This is a genomic window from Nitratireductor sp. OM-1, from assembly GCF_003296175.1.
GTDB classification, from domain to species: Bacteria; Pseudomonadota; Alphaproteobacteria; order Rhizobiales; family Rhizobiaceae; genus Nitratireductor; species Nitratireductor aquimarinus.
Genome location: NZ_CP029208.1, coordinates 766,198 through 780,080 on the forward strand (window position 1 = coordinate 766,198; position 13,883 = coordinate 780,080).

General features: G+C 62.3%; 17 protein-coding genes. 7 read left to right on the forward strand and 10 right to left on the reverse strand.

What is annotated here, in order from left to right:
* Positions 1 to 14: 14 nt before the first annotated feature.
* The gene (locus tag DEJ54_RS03550; RefSeq protein WP_113153351.1) at positions 15 to 491 is read right to left on the reverse strand and encodes a MarR family winged helix-turn-helix transcriptional regulator; all 477 of its coding nucleotides are present in this window, start codon (positions 489 to 491) and stop codon (positions 15 to 17) included.
* A 222-nt stretch (positions 492 to 713) separates the two neighbouring features.
* Here DEJ54_RS03550 and ectA point away from each other — a divergent pair, with 222 nt between their 5' ends.
* From ectA to DEJ54_RS03575, 5 genes are all read left to right on the forward strand, one after another.
* Positions 714 to 1,316 carry a diaminobutyrate acetyltransferase gene (ectA, locus tag DEJ54_RS03555; protein WP_113153352.1) on the forward strand — a complete coding sequence of 201 codons (603 nt, stop codon included), beginning with the start codon at positions 714 to 716 and terminating at the stop codon, positions 1,314 to 1,316.
* A gap of 78 nt (positions 1,317 to 1,394) precedes the next feature.
* Entirely contained in the window at positions 1,395 to 2,684 is a 1,290-nt protein-coding gene (ectB, locus tag DEJ54_RS03560) for a diaminobutyrate--2-oxoglutarate transaminase (protein WP_113153353.1), read from the forward strand.
* 5 nt (positions 2,685 to 2,689) lie between these two features.
* Entirely contained in the window at positions 2,690 to 3,082 is a 393-nt protein-coding gene (locus tag DEJ54_RS03565; RefSeq protein ID WP_113153354.1) for an ectoine synthase, read from the forward strand.
* Between the two features lie 96 nt (positions 3,083 to 3,178).
* Positions 3,179 to 4,123: an ectoine hydroxylase gene (gene thpD / locus DEJ54_RS03570; RefSeq protein WP_113153355.1), complete on the forward strand. Its 945-nt coding sequence runs from the start codon at positions 3,179 to 3,181 to the stop codon at positions 4,121 to 4,123.
* Positions 4,124 to 4,144: 21 nt separating this feature from the next.
* Complete coding sequence (locus tag DEJ54_RS03575) at positions 4,145 to 5,629, forward strand: aspartate kinase (RefSeq protein WP_113156058.1); 1,485 nt, start codon at positions 4,145 to 4,147, stop codon at positions 5,627 to 5,629.
* A gap of 46 nt (positions 5,630 to 5,675) precedes the next feature.
* Here the strand turns inward: DEJ54_RS03575 and DEJ54_RS03580 are convergent, their stop codons facing one another.
* The 4 genes from DEJ54_RS03580 to DEJ54_RS03595 form a co-directional block, all read right to left on the reverse strand.
* Positions 5,676 to 5,969: a GNAT family N-acetyltransferase gene (locus DEJ54_RS03580; RefSeq protein ID WP_113153356.1), complete on the reverse strand. Its 294-nt coding sequence runs from the start codon at positions 5,967 to 5,969 to the stop codon at positions 5,676 to 5,678.
* On the reverse strand, positions 5,966 to 6,598 hold the full coding sequence (locus DEJ54_RS03585) for an alpha/beta hydrolase (RefSeq protein WP_113153357.1): 633 nt from the start codon (positions 6,596 to 6,598) through the stop codon (positions 5,966 to 5,968). Before DEJ54_RS03585 ends, DEJ54_RS03580 begins: the two co-directional genes overlap by 4 nt.
* A 3-nt stretch (positions 6,599 to 6,601) precedes the next feature.
* Positions 6,602 to 7,534 (reverse strand): VOC family protein, encoded by a 933-nt coding sequence (locus DEJ54_RS03590; RefSeq protein ID WP_113153358.1) that lies wholly within the window; start codon positions 7,532 to 7,534, stop codon positions 6,602 to 6,604.
* A 172-nt stretch (positions 7,535 to 7,706) separates the two neighbouring features.
* Positions 7,707 to 8,783, reverse strand: coding sequence for a PRC-barrel domain-containing protein (locus DEJ54_RS03595; protein WP_113153359.1), 1,077 nt, complete (start codon positions 8,781 to 8,783; stop codon positions 7,707 to 7,709).
* 226 nt (positions 8,784 to 9,009) lie between these two features.
* Between DEJ54_RS03595 and DEJ54_RS03600 the strand changes: the two genes are divergently transcribed.
* The gene (locus DEJ54_RS03600; protein ID WP_113153360.1) at positions 9,010 to 9,927 is read left to right on the forward strand and encodes a diacylglycerol kinase family protein; all 918 of its coding nucleotides are present in this window, start codon (positions 9,010 to 9,012) and stop codon (positions 9,925 to 9,927) included.
* Positions 9,928 to 10,031: 104 nt separating this feature from the next.
* Here DEJ54_RS03600 and DEJ54_RS03605 read toward each other — a convergent pair whose 3' ends face one another.
* The 4 genes from DEJ54_RS03605 to DEJ54_RS03620 all read right to left on the reverse strand — a co-directional run bounded on the left by DEJ54_RS03605 (position 10,032) and on the right by DEJ54_RS03620 (position 11,803).
* Complete coding sequence (locus DEJ54_RS03605) at positions 10,032 to 10,541, reverse strand: Dps family protein (RefSeq protein ID WP_113153361.1); 510 nt, start codon at positions 10,539 to 10,541, stop codon at positions 10,032 to 10,034.
* A gap of 89 nt (positions 10,542 to 10,630) precedes the next feature.
* Positions 10,631 to 10,819 carry a hypothetical protein gene (locus DEJ54_RS03610; RefSeq protein WP_113156059.1) on the reverse strand — a complete coding sequence of 63 codons (189 nt, stop codon included), beginning with the start codon at positions 10,817 to 10,819 and terminating at the stop codon, positions 10,631 to 10,633.
* 189 nt (positions 10,820 to 11,008) lie between these two features.
* Entirely contained in the window at positions 11,009 to 11,455 is a 447-nt protein-coding gene (locus DEJ54_RS03615) for a hypothetical protein (protein WP_113153362.1), read from the reverse strand.
* A gap of 9 nt (positions 11,456 to 11,464) precedes the next feature.
* The gene (locus tag DEJ54_RS03620; protein WP_113153363.1) at positions 11,465 to 11,803 is read right to left on the reverse strand and encodes a YqjD family protein; all 339 of its coding nucleotides are present in this window, start codon (positions 11,801 to 11,803) and stop codon (positions 11,465 to 11,467) included.
* 120 nt (positions 11,804 to 11,923) lie between these two features.
* Here DEJ54_RS03620 and DEJ54_RS03625 point away from each other — a divergent pair, with 120 nt between their 5' ends.
* Positions 11,924 to 13,117, forward strand: a complete 1,194-nt coding sequence (locus DEJ54_RS03625; RefSeq protein ID WP_113153364.1) for an AI-2E family transporter — start codon at positions 11,924 to 11,926, stop codon at positions 13,115 to 13,117.
* Here the strand turns inward: DEJ54_RS03625 and DEJ54_RS03630 are convergent.
* Positions 13,047 to 13,796 (reverse strand): Crp/Fnr family transcriptional regulator, encoded by a 750-nt coding sequence (locus DEJ54_RS03630; RefSeq protein WP_113153365.1) that lies wholly within the window; start codon positions 13,794 to 13,796, stop codon positions 13,047 to 13,049. The genes DEJ54_RS03625 and DEJ54_RS03630 overlap by 71 nt on opposite strands.
* Between the last annotated feature and the right edge of the window lie 87 nt (positions 13,797 to 13,883).

Below are 13,883 nucleotides of genomic sequence, written 5' to 3' on the forward strand. Positions count from 1 at the left end.
CGTGCAGGATCGCGCTATTTGCGATCCACCGCCCCGACATCCAGCAGCGGTGCGGCGTCCAGCGCGCCTGCGTTGAGCATTGCGCCGACGCGTTCCAGCGCGGCAACGATCATGCCCTGCTCCCAGTCGGGCAGGGCCTGAAACTGCTCGGAAAAAGTCTTCTGAAGCGGGTCGGGCGCGGCTGAAAGAAGAGCCTTGCCCTCCTCCGTCGGCGCCACCCAAACAACGCGCTTGTCGCGCTCGCTGCGCGTGCGCGTCACCAGCTTGCGGGCCTCCAGCTTGTCCACCAGCGATGTCGCGGTGGCCTGCCCGACACCGGCCTTGCCGGCAATGTCCTTGGGCGTGGCGCGACCGGCGGCCACGACGATTTCAAGAACGATGAGCTGCGGCGTGGTCAGCCCCGTGGCGCGCGCCAGCGTGCGCGCGTTCAGCTCGGTTGCGCGCAGGATGCGCCGCAGCGCGATCAGGCTTGTTTCCGTACGGTCTTCCATGCCGCCATTCCCCAAAAAACGCGGTGGCCACTCGGCGATTCTCTGTCGCCCACCCCATCAGCACATGGATAGCAGAGAAAATATAATTTGATTAGCGAATAAAACTTCGCCGCAAATTCCCATGTAATTCAATTATTTGCGGATCACACGGAACCATTTTTGATTCCGGCGGTTGAAATATCCTTCGATAGTCATAATATCCGGCGCGCTATGAGGAGACCAATGGCCATCACTGACATCAAGCTTGTACGCAAGCGATCGCCCGAAATTGTCTATCGTCCGCCTGCCAAGGAAGACGGCGCGGATGTGTGGCGGCTCATCCAGTCCTGCGAGCCGCTCGACGAAAATTCCCTCTACTGCAACCTTTTGCAGTGCGACCATTTCGGCGACACATGCATCGCCGCCGAAAGAACCAGCGACGGAGCGCTGGTTGGCTGGGTATCCGGCTATCTGCTGCCTGACGAAGACAACACTCTGTTCGTCTGGCAGGTCGCCGTGGACCAGAGCGTCCAGGGTCAGGGCGTCGGCAAGAAGCTGCTCGCCGCGCTGCTCCAGCGCGATGCCTGCGAGAATGTGCGGGCGCTGAAAACCACGATCACCTCCGACAACAAGGCGAGCTGGGGACTTTTCAACTCGCTTGCGCGTTCCCGGGGCGGCGAGCTCAGCCACGAGCCCTACTTCCGCAAGGATGCGCATTTCGACGGCAAACACGCCACCGAACATATGGTGACGATTGCATTCGCAGACGACGCGTCTGCGGGCATGCGCGGAAACTGGGTTTCCCTGCGCAACGCCGACGAGGCCCGGAGCGACGATGCCGCCTGATGGCGGCATCACAATTTGCCTCCCCCAATTCGCCCCTTGCTAATTCGCACGACCGAACAAAAATCCGAAGGAAAACAGATGACGACCGTTACGACGGACGACAAGCAGATTTTCACGCGACGCGAATCCGAAGCGCGCAGCTATTGCCGCAGCTTCCCCAGCGTGTTCGCCAAGGCCCAGGGCGCGACCCTGACCGACGCCGAAGGGCGCGACTACATCGATTTTCTGGCCGGCTGTTCGACCCTGAACTACGGCCACAACGACCCGGACATGAAGGCCGCGCTGATCGAGCATATCGAGCGCGATGGCGTGACCCACGGGCTCGACATGCACACCGACGCCAAGGCCGACTTTCTGAAAGCCTTCGAGCGCATCATCCTGCGTCCGCGCGACATGGACCACCGCGTCATGTTCACCGGCCCGACCGGCGCGAACGCCATTGAGGCTGCGCTGAAGATCGCCCGCAAGGCGACCGGCCGCCAGAACGTGATCTCTTTCACCAACGGCTTCCATGGCGTGACGCTCGGCGCGCTGGCAGCAACCGGCAATGGCTACCATCGCGGTGGTGCAGGCGTGCCGCTGAACCACGTCACGCGCATTCCCTATGACGGTGCGATGGGCGGCGACATCGACACGGCGGATCTTCTGAACCGTATGCTCTCGGAGCCCTCCAGCGGCGTCGACAAGCCGGCGGCCATCATGTTCGAGACCGTGCAGGGCGAAGGCGGGCTGAACGCCGCGTCGCGCGAATGGGTGCGTCGCGTCAGCGAGATCGCCAAGGCGCATGGCGCGCTGCTCATCATCGATGACATTCAGGCGGGCTGCGGCCGCACCGGCCACTTCTTCTCCTTCGAGGAGATGGGCATCTCGCCGGACATCGTCACCATGGCGAAGTCGCTGTCGGGTTATGGCCTGCCCTTCGCAGCGCTGCTCGTGAAGCCGAAATACGACGTGTTCGGCCCGGCCGAGCACAACGGCACGTTCCGCGGCAACAACCACGCTTTCGTCACCGCGCGCGTGGCGCTGGAGAAGTTCTGGGCAGACGACGCGTTCCGCGCCACCATCGCCGAGCGCAGCGCCTATCTGGAAAAGCGCCTCAACGAGATCGCAGCGCTCCTGCCGGAGGCCCGCGTGAAGGGCCGCGGCATGATGATGGGCGTCGATGTGGGCTCGGGCGAAACAGCAAGCGACATCTGCAAGCGCTGTTTCCGTGACGGCCTCATCATCGAGACCTCCGGCGCCTATGACGAGGTCGTGAAGATCCTCTGCCCGCTCACCATCGAGCAGGACACATTTGCGCGCGGACTGGACATCCTCCAGTCTGCCGTCGCTGAGACAACTCAGAATACGAAAATTGCAGCGGAGTAACGAACATGATCGTGCGCGACCTTAACGAAGCGAAGAACACCGAACGTCACGTCCATTCGGAAGGCTGGGACAGCGTCCGCCTTCTCCTGAAGTCGGATGAGATGGGTTTCTCCTTCCACATCACGACCATCCATGCCGGCGCCGACCTGACCATGCATTACAAGAACCATCTTGAGTGCGTCTATTGCGTCGACGGCACCGGCTCGATCAAGGATCTGGCCACCGGCGAAACGCACCAGATCAAGCCCGGCGTCATGTATGCGCTCGACAAGCACGACAAGCACATTCTGCGCGCCGACGCCGACAAGCCGATGATCATGGCCTGCGTCTTCAATCCGCCGGTCACCGGCAATGAAGTGCACCAGGCTGACGGCTCTTACGCGCTGGAGGACGCCTGATCCAATACGGACGAAGCGCCGCGCCCGCTCATGAGGCGCGGCGCTTCGGACGCTGCATCCGCCGGCGAAAACCCTGAAAACAGAAGGAGACCGACCATGACAGCGATGTCAAAGGAACGTGACCCGAAGGGCGAGCGACGACAGGATCCCTATCCAAGCAGGCTGCCGAAAGAACATTGGCTGCCGCGCCAGGACAGAACCGTGTGGAGCCAGTGGCGACCCGACGCGCCGCTCACCGCACAGCAGGCCGACCAGTTCGACCGCGACGGTTTTCTTGTTCTGAAGGACCTCTTCACGCCGCAGGAAGTGGAGGCGCTGCAAGCCGAATCCGCAGCCCTGCGTGGCGGCGAGCGCGCGCTGATGGATGACAGCGTCATTACCGAGCCCGGCTCCAGCGAAGTGCGCACCATCTTCAAACTGCCGGAGCAGAGCCCTCTTTTTCACCGTCTCGCCAGCGACCGCCGCATTGCCGGCATTGCGCGCTTTCTTCTCGGTGACGAGGTCTACATTCACCAGTCGCGCCTGAACTACAAACCGGGTTTCACCGGCAAGGAATTCTACTGGCATTCGGATTTCGAGACCTGGCACGCGGAAGACGGCATGCCGCGCATGCGCGCCGTATCCGCCTCGCTTCTCCTGACCGACAACGACGCCCTCAACGGCCCGCTCATGCTGATGCCGGGCTCGCACAAACATTTCATCGCCTGCGCCGGCGAGACGCCCGAAGACAACCACAAATCCTCGCTGAAAAAGCAGGAAGTGGGCGTCCCTTCGCATGAGGCGCTGAGCAGCCTCGCCAAAGAGCACGGCGTAACCGCAGCCACCGGCAAGGCCGGCACGCTGGTTCTGTTCGATTGCAACACGATGCATGGCTCCAACGGCAACATCACGCCGTTTGCCCGCTCCAATGCGTTCTTCGTGTTCAACGCCGTGTCGAACCGGCTGCAACAGCCCTTCGGCGCCGGCAAGGCGCGGCCCGACTTCCTCGCCGACCGTGGCGAACCAAACCCCGTGGCCATTCAGACCGGGAAACTGGCGTAAGCCAAAGAAACATTGGACATCATGACTGACCGACAAAAAGAGGGTGCGGCCGATAACGGCCGTACCAACCAGCAACCGCTTGGCGACCACACCGTAGAGAAGATCGGCGGCACCTCCATGAGCCGTGCCCGCGAACTGCTCGACACGATCCTCATCGGCAAACGCCGCGAGGACGCGCTCTACAACCGCGTGTTCGTTGTGTCCGCCTTCGGCGGCATCACCGACAAGCTGCTGGAGCACAAGAAGTCGGGCGAGCCCGGCGTCTACGCGCTGTTCTCCCATGCCGACAATGAGCATGGCTGGATGGAGGCGCTGAGCGCGGTGAGCCGCGCCATGTACGCCATCAACGAGAAGATGTTCGACGAGGCCGCCGACCGCCACGCATCCGACGACTTCGTGCGCGAGCGCATCGAGGGCGCACGTGGCTGCCTGATCGACCTGCAGCGTCTCTGCTCCTACGGGCACTTCCAGCTCGGCGAACACATGCAGACGATCCGCGAACTTCTGTCCGCCCTTGGCGAGGCGCACTCGGCCAACAATCTGGCCCTGCTGCTGCGCCGCGAAGGCGTCAATGCGCGCTTCATCGACCTGACCGGCTGGCGCGACGAAACGCAGCCAAGCCTCAATGAGCGCATCGAGCAGGCTTTCGACGAAATCGACCTGACGCGCGAACTGCCCATCGTCACCGGCTACGCCCAGTGCCGCGAGGGCCTGATGCGCGAGTTCGACCGGGGCTATTCGGAAGTGACATTCGCCACAATCGCCGCGCTGACCAGCGCGCGCGAGGCGATCATTCACAAGGAATTCCACCTTTCGAGCGCCGACCCGCGCCTTGTCGGCACGGAGAATGTGCGCAAGATCGGCCGCACCAATTATGACGTCGCCGACCAGCTCTCCAATATGGGCATGGAAGCGATCCACCCGAAGGCCGCGAAGAAGCTGCGCCAGGCCGGCGTGCCGCTGCGCGTCGCAAACGCCTTCGAGCCGGAGGATCCCGGCACGCTGATCGACGCGGAACCGGCCACCGCCGCCGGCGTCGAGATGGTCACCGGCCTGCCCGTCACCTCGCTCGAACTGTTCGAGCAGGACATGGTGGGCGTGAAGGGATACGACGCGGCGATCCTCGAATCGCTGACGCGCCACAAGGTGCGCATCGTGTCGAAAAGCTCGAACGCCAATTCCATCGTGCACCATCTGGAAGCGACGCTGAAATCGGTTCGCCGCGTCGAGCGCGATCTTGCCGAGCGTTATCCGGCCGCCCGCATCACGGCGCGCCGCGCCGGCATGGTGTCCGTGATCGGCCGCGACCTGACCGGGCTTGGCGTGATGCTGGAGGGCCTCAAGGCGCTGGATGAAACGGGCGTCGAACCGCTCGCCTCGCAGGAGACGGGACGCGGTGTGGATGTGCAGTTCCTCGTGCGGAGTGAAGACCTGGAAAAAGCCGTTAAGACGCTGCACCGGGCCTTCATCGAAGAGGGGGAGGAGACGTTGAAGGCAGCGGCCTGAGCGTCGCTTCCTTCAACGTCACCCAAGCCCGCCTGCCCCATCCACTTCAGCGGGCCAGAACGTCGCTCCACTCGGGATGCCGGCGAAACTGGGCCGCAGCGAAGGGGCAGAGCGGTCTCACCTTCACGCCATTGCGGCGCGCGTCCTCAACGGCGCGCGTCACCAGCGCGAGCCCCACACCCTGCCCGCGAAAAGCGTCGGGCACGCCGGTGTGATCGATGATGATCTGGCTCGTTCCGACCTTCGAAAAGGTCATCTCGGCCTCATGGCCTTCCGCACGATAGACATAGCGCCCCTTGCTGCCTTCTTCCTCCAGCATGATCGGCCCGATGTCGCTCATGCCTCATCCTTTCCACGCGCGAGGAACGGCGCAAGAAACCGGCCTGCCGCCGTGACTTCGTCGGGCCGCAGCTCGTGCCCGCCCGTGTGCCATTCGATCTGCGTGTCAGCGCCAGCCGCCTCCAGATAGCTCAACAGGCGCGCCGTAAGCTTTTCCGGGCAGATGGGATCATGCCGCCCGGCGGTAACGAGAAAACGCGTCATCACCGCGCCCTCGCCCCAGTCGGGCTCGAAGGGGATGAGCGGATGCATGAGCACCGCCGCATCGAAAAGCTGCGGTGCAGCGAAAGCGACCGACGCCAGAATGTTTGCGCCATTGGAATAACCGAGCCCCAGAACGGCGCTCGGCTTTTCGCGCTCCACATGGGCCGCCACGAAATCCCGCATGCGTCCGGTGGCGCGGGCGAGGTCGTCCATGTCGTACACGCCCTCGCCGGTGCGGCGAAAGAAGCGCGCCGCGCCCTGTTCGTTCACATCGCCACGCGGCGACACCAGACCGGCGCCGGGCGCCAGCTCCGCACCCAGCTGCAGGAGCTGACGCTCGTCGCCGCCTGTTCCATGAAACAGGAACAGGAGCGGCTTGCCCGGCCCCACAGAGGCCAGGTGATGCACATAATTGTCGACTGCCATCGATCAGCCTCCGATTTCCGGCAATGCCTTTTCGAGCTGTGCGCGCAGATGCGCATGCTGTTTCGGCAGTTTCAGCGCCTCGCCCAGATGAGCCATGTCCTCGTCATTGTCGAAGCCCGGCACATTGGTCGCGATCTCGAACAGGACGCCGCCCGGCGCACGGAAATAGATCGAATGAAAATAGTCGCGATCGATCACCGGCGTGACCCGGAAGCCCTCGGCCTCCAGCGCCGCGCGCACGGCAAGCTCGGCCGGATCGTCTGCGACGGCAAAGGCGATGTGATGCACGGAGCCCGCGCCCTGTCGCGCCACCGGCGCATCGGGGCTGGTTTCCAGATCGATCAGATCCGCACCATTGCCGCCCTCGCGCTTCATGCGCAGGACGCCGCCATCTTCCGCAACCGGCGTGTAGCCCATCAGCGACAGAAGCGCCTTCGAGCCGCCGTTATCGCGCAGGACGAGCGATGCCGAGTGAAAACCACGGATCGCGACATCCGCGTCAATGCCCGCACCGTCCCACGGCGCGCGCGCATCATCCTTCGTCTCCACCAGCGCGAAGCCATCGCCATCGATGCCGTCGAAGCGCAGGCGCGTTTCGCCGAAGCGGGTTTCGCGCGCAACGCCGGTGACATTGTGCTCATCGAAACGTTTCGTCCAGTAATCGAGACTGCCCTCGGGCACGGCGTAGACGGTTGTTCCCACCTCGCCAGCGCCGCGGCTGCCCGCCACGATGTTGGGGAACGGGAAATAGGTCATCACGGTGCCCGGCGCGCCAACGCCATTGGCGTAATAGAGATGATAGACATCCGGCGCGTCGAAATTAACCGTCTTCTTGACGCGGCGCAGGCCGAGCGTTCCGGTGATGAAGCGGTCGGTTGCCTGCGCATCCCGCGCCATGGATGTGATGTGGTGAATGCCTTCGATCTGGGTAAGCATGACAAATCCCTTTTTGAGTTTGCCGCAACGTCTCCACGGCTGAGTGTAGCACCAAGATGGCGATGCGTGAGCGTCCATGAAAGCGATGACGGGAAGACGCATTGTCAACGCTGCATAAACAAAGAGCCCCGCGCTTGGCGCGAGGCTCCTTTATCGATGCGGTACGCGCAGATTACTGAACCTGCATCCGCATATCGTCACGCTGCTCGCCATAGACCGCCTCGTCATAGGCCGGCTGCTGCTCGAGCTCTTCCTGCGTGAACTCGGTGTAGAGATAGAACGAGCCGCTGCCGTCGGTCATGAAGGCGAGATTGTCCATGCCAATGGCAACCTCTTTCTCGCCAATGCCCAGGAAGCCGCCGACATCGACGATGATGGCGTCGACCTGACCGTCCTGCGTGACGATCACGTCACCGATCTCGCCAATGTTCTCCTCATTCGCGCCGTAGACGGTGGTGCCGGTCAGCTGCTCCGTGCTGATCTGGTCGGTTGGCATCTCGTCAAGGCTCGAACGGTCGATGGCCGAGGTCATCGTGTCGTCGGTCATCGGCGCTTCAGCGTCCGGAGCCTGTGCGGTCTCGTCCATACCGGCGGCCGGGGCTTCCGTGCCTGCCATCTGGTCGTCAGAGCCGGAAGCATCCGGCGCGGGTGCAGCCGCCATACCGTCGCCGCTCGCCGCATCGCCCATGGCATCTGTAGTCGTGTCGGACGTCGGAGCCATGGCTGTTTCGCCAGCGCCTTCCTCGCTCTCGACCGGCGCATTGGCCAGATCATCCTTGGAAGCAGGCTTGGTCATCGACACATCGGCGTCTGCCGGCATCGGACGATAGGCCGAACGGTCAAACTCTTCCTGAGCCTTCAGAGCGTCGGCGCTGGTTTCGATCACCAGCCAGCGGTCGCCATCCTGCTCGGCCCACTCGGCCATCTCATATTCGAGCGCAACTTCCTTCTGGCCAATGCCCAGGAAGCCGCCAACGCCGACAACCAGCGTGGTAACGTCACCATTCTCATCGAGAACCAGATCGGTCACCTTGCCGATGTTCTCGGCATCTTCGCCGGCGCCGTTATAGACCGACTTGCCGATCAGATCGGTGGCCAGATGGCCATCGGCGCGCACCACCATTTCAGTGGGCTGCTCGGTGGGGGCCGCAGCCGGTGCGCCGGTTGCGGGGGCCGTGGATGTCTGAGCGACCGCACCGGTCGCGACAAGCGTTGCAATTGCAGTGGTCGCCAAAAGGTTGCGGAACATGATAAGCTCTCCGTGTGCAGTGTTTCTGTACAGGCCGCGCTCCGAACCGAACTTGCCAGGGAGGATCGGTGCGTGGCCGTTTGCACCCTTAAAACGCGCCGCCCTCATTCTTGTTCCGCGTTTTTCCGAACGCATTGCCAAACTTTGCCCGGGAACCTTTCGACCAGCCGCTCCTTAACGGTCGAGCACAACACAATCGCGCAGCAAAACCTCAGGGAACCCTCCAATGCATGTTCTGGCTGTCCTAAACTGCAATGGGGGAACCCTGCGCAGCCTTGATACCGAAGCGCTGGCGCGCGAGATGAAGGGCATCTTCGAGGCGGCTGACCATACCATAGACATCAGCCTGTGCAGGGGCGACGAACTCGTCGCAACCATGGAAGATGCCGCGCGCGACGAGACGGCGGACATCATTCTGGCCGGCGGCGGTGATGGCACCATCTCGCTGGCGGCGGGCCTGCTTGCCCATTCCGACAAGGCGCTCGCCATTCTTCCCGCAGGCACGATGAACCTCTTTGCGCGCAGCCTCGCCATACCGCAGGATCTGCGCATGGCGATGGAAGCGCTCGCCCATGGCGACATCAAAAATGTCGACATTGCCGATGCCGACGGACACTATTTCGTGCATCAGCTTTCCATCGGCATGCATCCGAAACTGATCCGGCTGCGCGAACGGATGACCTTTCGCTCGCGGATCGGCAAGATATTTGCCTCAGTGCGTGCCGCGATGGCGACAATGATCCGCCCGCCCAAACTGGACGTGGAGCTGGAGCTCTCGGAAACGAAAGTCCGCACCACCACGTCAAACCTGGCGATCACCAACAATCTCTATGCAGAAGGCCAGCGCCTTCCCTTTACCGACCAGCCCGATGGCGGGCAGCTGGGCGTCTACATCACCCATGCCCGCACCCGCAGCGAACTGATCCTCTGGCTTCTCAACATGGGGATCGGTCGCTGGCGGCAGAACGAACAGATGGAAATTCACGAGGCGACGGACGTGACCGTGCGCATCTGCTCGCGAAGGCGACGCTTCAAATGCGCCATTGATGGCGAGCTGCGGCCTTTGCAGCGCGAGACCCGCATCAGGCTGCATCCGGGCGCGCTCCGCGTGGTGATGCCCCGGCCGGCCGACCAGAGCCTTTGACCCTTCTAGGCGCAAGTCCAGAAACACGCAGGCGCAGAACGACAAAAGCCCCGACCAATCTGGCCGGGGCTCTTTTTTTTTTGATGCCGCGCGTTTCTCACACGTTAGTCGGCGATGATCGAGCGCAGCATCCACAGCGCCTTCTCGTGGAAGGTCAGGCGCTCGGTCAGCATGTCGGCGGTGACCATGTCACCCTTTTCATCTGCGGCAGCGCCGATGTCGCGCATCTTGCGAACGGCTTCCTCATGGTCCTCGACCAGATCCTGCACCATCTCAAGGGCCGAGCGGCCCGAGGCGCGAAGCTCGATGGACGTGTCGACACCCTTGCCCGCCAGAATGGGCGCGTGATGGCCCAGCGCACGAACCCGCTCGGCGATGATGTCCGTCGCTTCAAACAGGGCGTTGTACTGCTCCTCGGTCAGAACATGGATCGAATGGAACAGCGGGCCGACGACATTCCAGTGATAGATGTGGGTCTTGATCAGGAGCCTGTAGGTGTCGACGAGGATCTCCGAAAGCCCTGCGGCAATTTCCCTGCGGTCCGCATCGGAAATGCCAATGTCCATCTTGTCGGCATGGGTCTTGGGTTTGAGAACTTCAGCTGCATCGCTCATTGGTCTCTCCTTTCATTGAGTATCTTGAATACGGGAATCTCATGAAGCTGGGAAAACAAGCTGGTGAAACAATTGCGCGGTAAGCCGCGTCATCCAGTCGGCCCGTCTTCGGCGGCGGGCATCTCTATGGCCTGTTCTTCATCGAGCATCAGGCCGTAGACCTCGACGCCCCACCAGACGACAGCCGCCAGCAGAAGACCGAACACCAGAACCATGAGAACCGGGAAGCCGCGCCGTCCCTGGCGCGCCTCCTGAGAAGTCGTCTTGTTTTCAGGCATGATCACTGCTCCTGTCTTCTTCCCTCGACCAATGCCGTGGCCGAGGGAGAGTTCCATTGCAGTGCAAAAAAGTGAGCCGGATTGGCCGGCTCAAACCCGGCTGGAGCGGCTTATCGTTTCGTGGAAACGCTGCCCCACGCCAACCGCCTTTGGTCCGCATTCATGCGGACGTCAGGTGTTCCCACCCGACTAACCGGCGTCGCCATCCGGATCGCCACCGCTGTTCTCGCGGTAGATTGCGTAGCCAACGGCCACGAGCACGGGAAGGGCGAGCGCACCGAACTTGCCGGTGCGCGAGAGGAGCGAGGGAAGCAGCGTCAGTGCCGCCGTTCCAGCCAGAACGCCCGCATCGGAAACGCGGCGCTCACGCGCGCGGCGCTGTTCGGCACGGGTCCAGATCCTGAGGCTGACAAGCACGACAAGCGCCATGGCCACAAAACCAAGGCCGAAGCCAAGCGCGGCCTCGAGCGTGCCCCATTCGTCCGCAGCGGCAATGAACCCCGCCAGAACGAGAAAGCCAATGCCGAACAGACCCAGAAACGCGGCGAGCGCATAGAACATGGATGCGACCCGCGCGCGCTTGAGCGAGGCCGACACTTCTCCGGTCGCAACGGAGGCAAGCAGTCTTGCCAGCATCACAGCGGCCTAGCGGCGCGTGGCGAGAGCCAGCAGGAAGCCGGCTCCAACGGCCAGCGCCAGCGAGGTGAACGGGCGCTCGCGAACGGTGCGGGCCAGCTCTTTCTCCAGTTCCTGCGAGCTGTCCCTTACGCTGTTGAAGGCTGCCTCGCCCTGTCCGCGCAGCTGCTCGATGCGCTCGCCGGCCGCCTTGCGCGCCGCTTCGCCGGACTGGCCACCCATGTCCTTGAGATGGCTAATCAGTTGAGCCATGTCGGAGCGCAACTGCTGGATGTCCTTTTCCAGATCGCCTGTGGTCACTTCGTCGTTTTTCTCGGTGCGTGCGGATTTCGCTGCCGTGGTTGCCATCTCAGCATTCTCCAATGTTTCAGTTCCAAGCCAACGCCAAACAATATGTGAAGTTCCATTTAGCACGGAACCAATTACCCGGCGGTCTATTTTCTAATGAAACATTTCGGGAAAAGTTGCATGGATCAATCACAAAGCAGCCCGGGGGGCAAACGCTCCCACATCATGACACTGGAAACCGCACTCACCGCGAGCGCGCAGACTTCGGTCATCCTTCTGGGGCTCATCGCCTTTGTCGTGATGCTGCATTACGGGCGCTTTCTGCTTGCTCCCATGACCCTTGCCATCTTCATCGGCCTGATGCTCGGCCCCATCGCAACGCGGCTTGAGCGCATGGGCGTCTGGCCTTCGATTTCGGCTGTCGCGGTGGTGCTGATCTTCATTGCGCTGGTGGGCGGCTTTCTCGTCGCCATCGCCACACCCCTGACCGCATGGGCCGACCGGCTGCCGCAGATATGGAGCCAGTTGCAGCTTCAGCTCTCCAGCCTCCGGCAGCCGCTCGACACGATCAAGGGGCTGCAGGAGCAGATCCGTTCAGTGACCGGCGGTTCCAGCGTGACGGTGTCGGTGGAAGAAGGCTCCACGGTCGAAAGCGTTGCCGTGCTTGCGCCATCGCTTCTGGCGCAGCTGCTCATCTTCTTCGCCAGCCTCTATTTTTTCGTGGCGACGCGCCATGAAACCCGCGCGACGATCCTGCGCCTGTGCTTTGGCCGGCGTCTGCGCTGGCGCGTGGCGCACATCTTCCGCGACGTGGAGAATGCGGTGTCCGACTATCTCCTGTCGATCACCATCATCAATATCGGGCTGGGCGTCGCCGTCACCGTGGCGATGTGGCTTCTGGGCGTTCCCTCCCCCGCGCTCTGGGGCGCAATGGCGACCCTGCTCAACTTCGTGATCTATATCGGCCCGGCAGTGATGGCCATCATTCTGCTGGGCGTCGGCCTTGCGACCTTCGACACGCTGACGGCAAGTTTCCTGCCGCCGCTCATCTATCTGGCCGTCAACGCCACGGAAGCCCAGTTCGTGACGCCGACCGTCATTGGCCGGCGAATGACGCTCAACCCGTTCATCGTGTTTCTGTCGATCGCATTCTGGCTGTGGATGTGGGGGCCGATCGGCGGCTTCATCGCCATTCCCGTACTCCTGACGATTTACGCCATGGCCGGCAACATCATCCCCGGCATCGAACCGCCGACACCCGCCAAAGCCCATCGCCACAGGGCGAAGGCGATACCGCCAACGCCTATAGAAAAGGCCGCTTCCCCCCTGAGCCGGGAGTCCAGCCCGCCAGTTCGGCCAAGGCCTCCTGATTGAGGATCTTGCAGCCGCCATCCTCCCATTTCAGGTGATTGCGGCTGGCAAGGCGGGCGATCGTCTTGTTGGTGTGCACCAGAGAAATGCCCAACGTGTCGGCCACGTGCTGCTGGGTCAGGGCAAGCGTCCCGTTCCTCGAGAGCCCGCTTTGCCGCGCGCGGTCCAGAATGAAGACAAGCAGATAGGCGACTTTCTCCAGCGCCGTTCGCCGGCCAACGGTCAGGAGATGGTCGTCGAGCATGCATTCCTCACGCGAAGCGATCCAGGTGATGTCGTAGGCGAGTTCGGGAAACTTCTTGTAGAGCGAAAACAGCTCGGCCTTCTCGAACACGCATAAGGACATCTGCGAGAGCGCCTCGACCGAGTGCTTCATCTCGCCCATCAGACTGCCCTGCAACCCGACGAGATCGCCCGGCATCACATAATTGACGATCTGGCGACGACCGTCTTCCAAGAGCTTGTAGCGAAAGCCCCAGCCGGAAAGTACCGTATAGAGATGCGGATTGTGCGCGCCTTCCACCAGAACGGTCGCCCCCTTCTTCACCGCCAGATCGCCCTTCTTGAAACGACCGACGAACTCCAGTTCATCCCCCTCGAAATCGCGAAAGACCTCGCGCTTTCTCAAGGGACATTGCTGGCAGGGGAGACTCTTGTGGGTGAATTCCTGTTCTTTTGTCACTGACTGGCCCCCGGTTCATTGCTGAATAGGAAAGCCGCATCCAGTGCGAGCGGTTCCCGCAAATCGTACAGACACGTCTTTTTTTAA

Coding starts and splice junctions, on each gene's coding strand:
- DEJ54_RS03585 (WP_113153357.1), bottom strand. CDS start 6,598: ATGGCAGTCGACAATTATGTGCATCACCTGGCCTCTGTGGGGCCGGGC.
- DEJ54_RS03610 (WP_113156059.1), bottom strand. CDS start 10,819: ATGCCTGAAAACAAGACGACTTCTCAGGAGGCGCGCCAGGGACGGCGC.
- DEJ54_RS03595 (WP_113153359.1), bottom strand. CDS start 8,783: ATGTTCCGCAACCTTTTGGCGACCACTGCAATTGCAACGCTTGTCGCG.
- DEJ54_RS03550 (WP_113153351.1), bottom strand. CDS start 491: ATGGAAGACCGTACGGAAACAAGCCTGATCGCGCTGCGGCGCATCCTG.
- ectB (WP_113153353.1), top strand. CDS start 1,395: ATGACGACCGTTACGACGGACGACAAGCAGATTTTCACGCGACGCGAA.
- DEJ54_RS03600 (WP_113153360.1), top strand. CDS start 9,010: ATGCATGTTCTGGCTGTCCTAAACTGCAATGGGGGAACCCTGCGCAGC.
- thpD (WP_113153355.1), top strand. CDS start 3,179: ATGACAGCGATGTCAAAGGAACGTGACCCGAAGGGCGAGCGACGACAG.
- DEJ54_RS03580 (WP_113153356.1), bottom strand. CDS start 5,969: ATGAGCGACATCGGGCCGATCATGCTGGAGGAAGAAGGCAGCAAGGGG.
- DEJ54_RS03625 (WP_113153364.1), top strand. CDS start 11,924: ATGGATCAATCACAAAGCAGCCCGGGGGGCAAACGCTCCCACATCATG.
- DEJ54_RS03575 (WP_113156058.1), top strand. CDS start 4,145: ATGACTGACCGACAAAAAGAGGGTGCGGCCGATAACGGCCGTACCAAC.
- DEJ54_RS03590 (WP_113153358.1), bottom strand. CDS start 7,534: ATGCTTACCCAGATCGAAGGCATTCACCACATCACATCCATGGCGCGG.
- ectA (WP_113153352.1), top strand. CDS start 714: ATGGCCATCACTGACATCAAGCTTGTACGCAAGCGATCGCCCGAAATT.
- DEJ54_RS03620 (WP_113153363.1), bottom strand. CDS start 11,803: ATGGCAACCACGGCAGCGAAATCCGCACGCACCGAGAAAAACGACGAA.
- DEJ54_RS03615 (WP_113153362.1), bottom strand. CDS start 11,455: ATGCTGGCAAGACTGCTTGCCTCCGTTGCGACCGGAGAAGTGTCGGCC.
- DEJ54_RS03565 (WP_113153354.1), top strand. CDS start 2,690: ATGATCGTGCGCGACCTTAACGAAGCGAAGAACACCGAACGTCACGTC.
- DEJ54_RS03605 (WP_113153361.1), bottom strand. CDS start 10,541: ATGAGCGATGCAGCTGAAGTTCTCAAACCCAAGACCCATGCCGACAAG.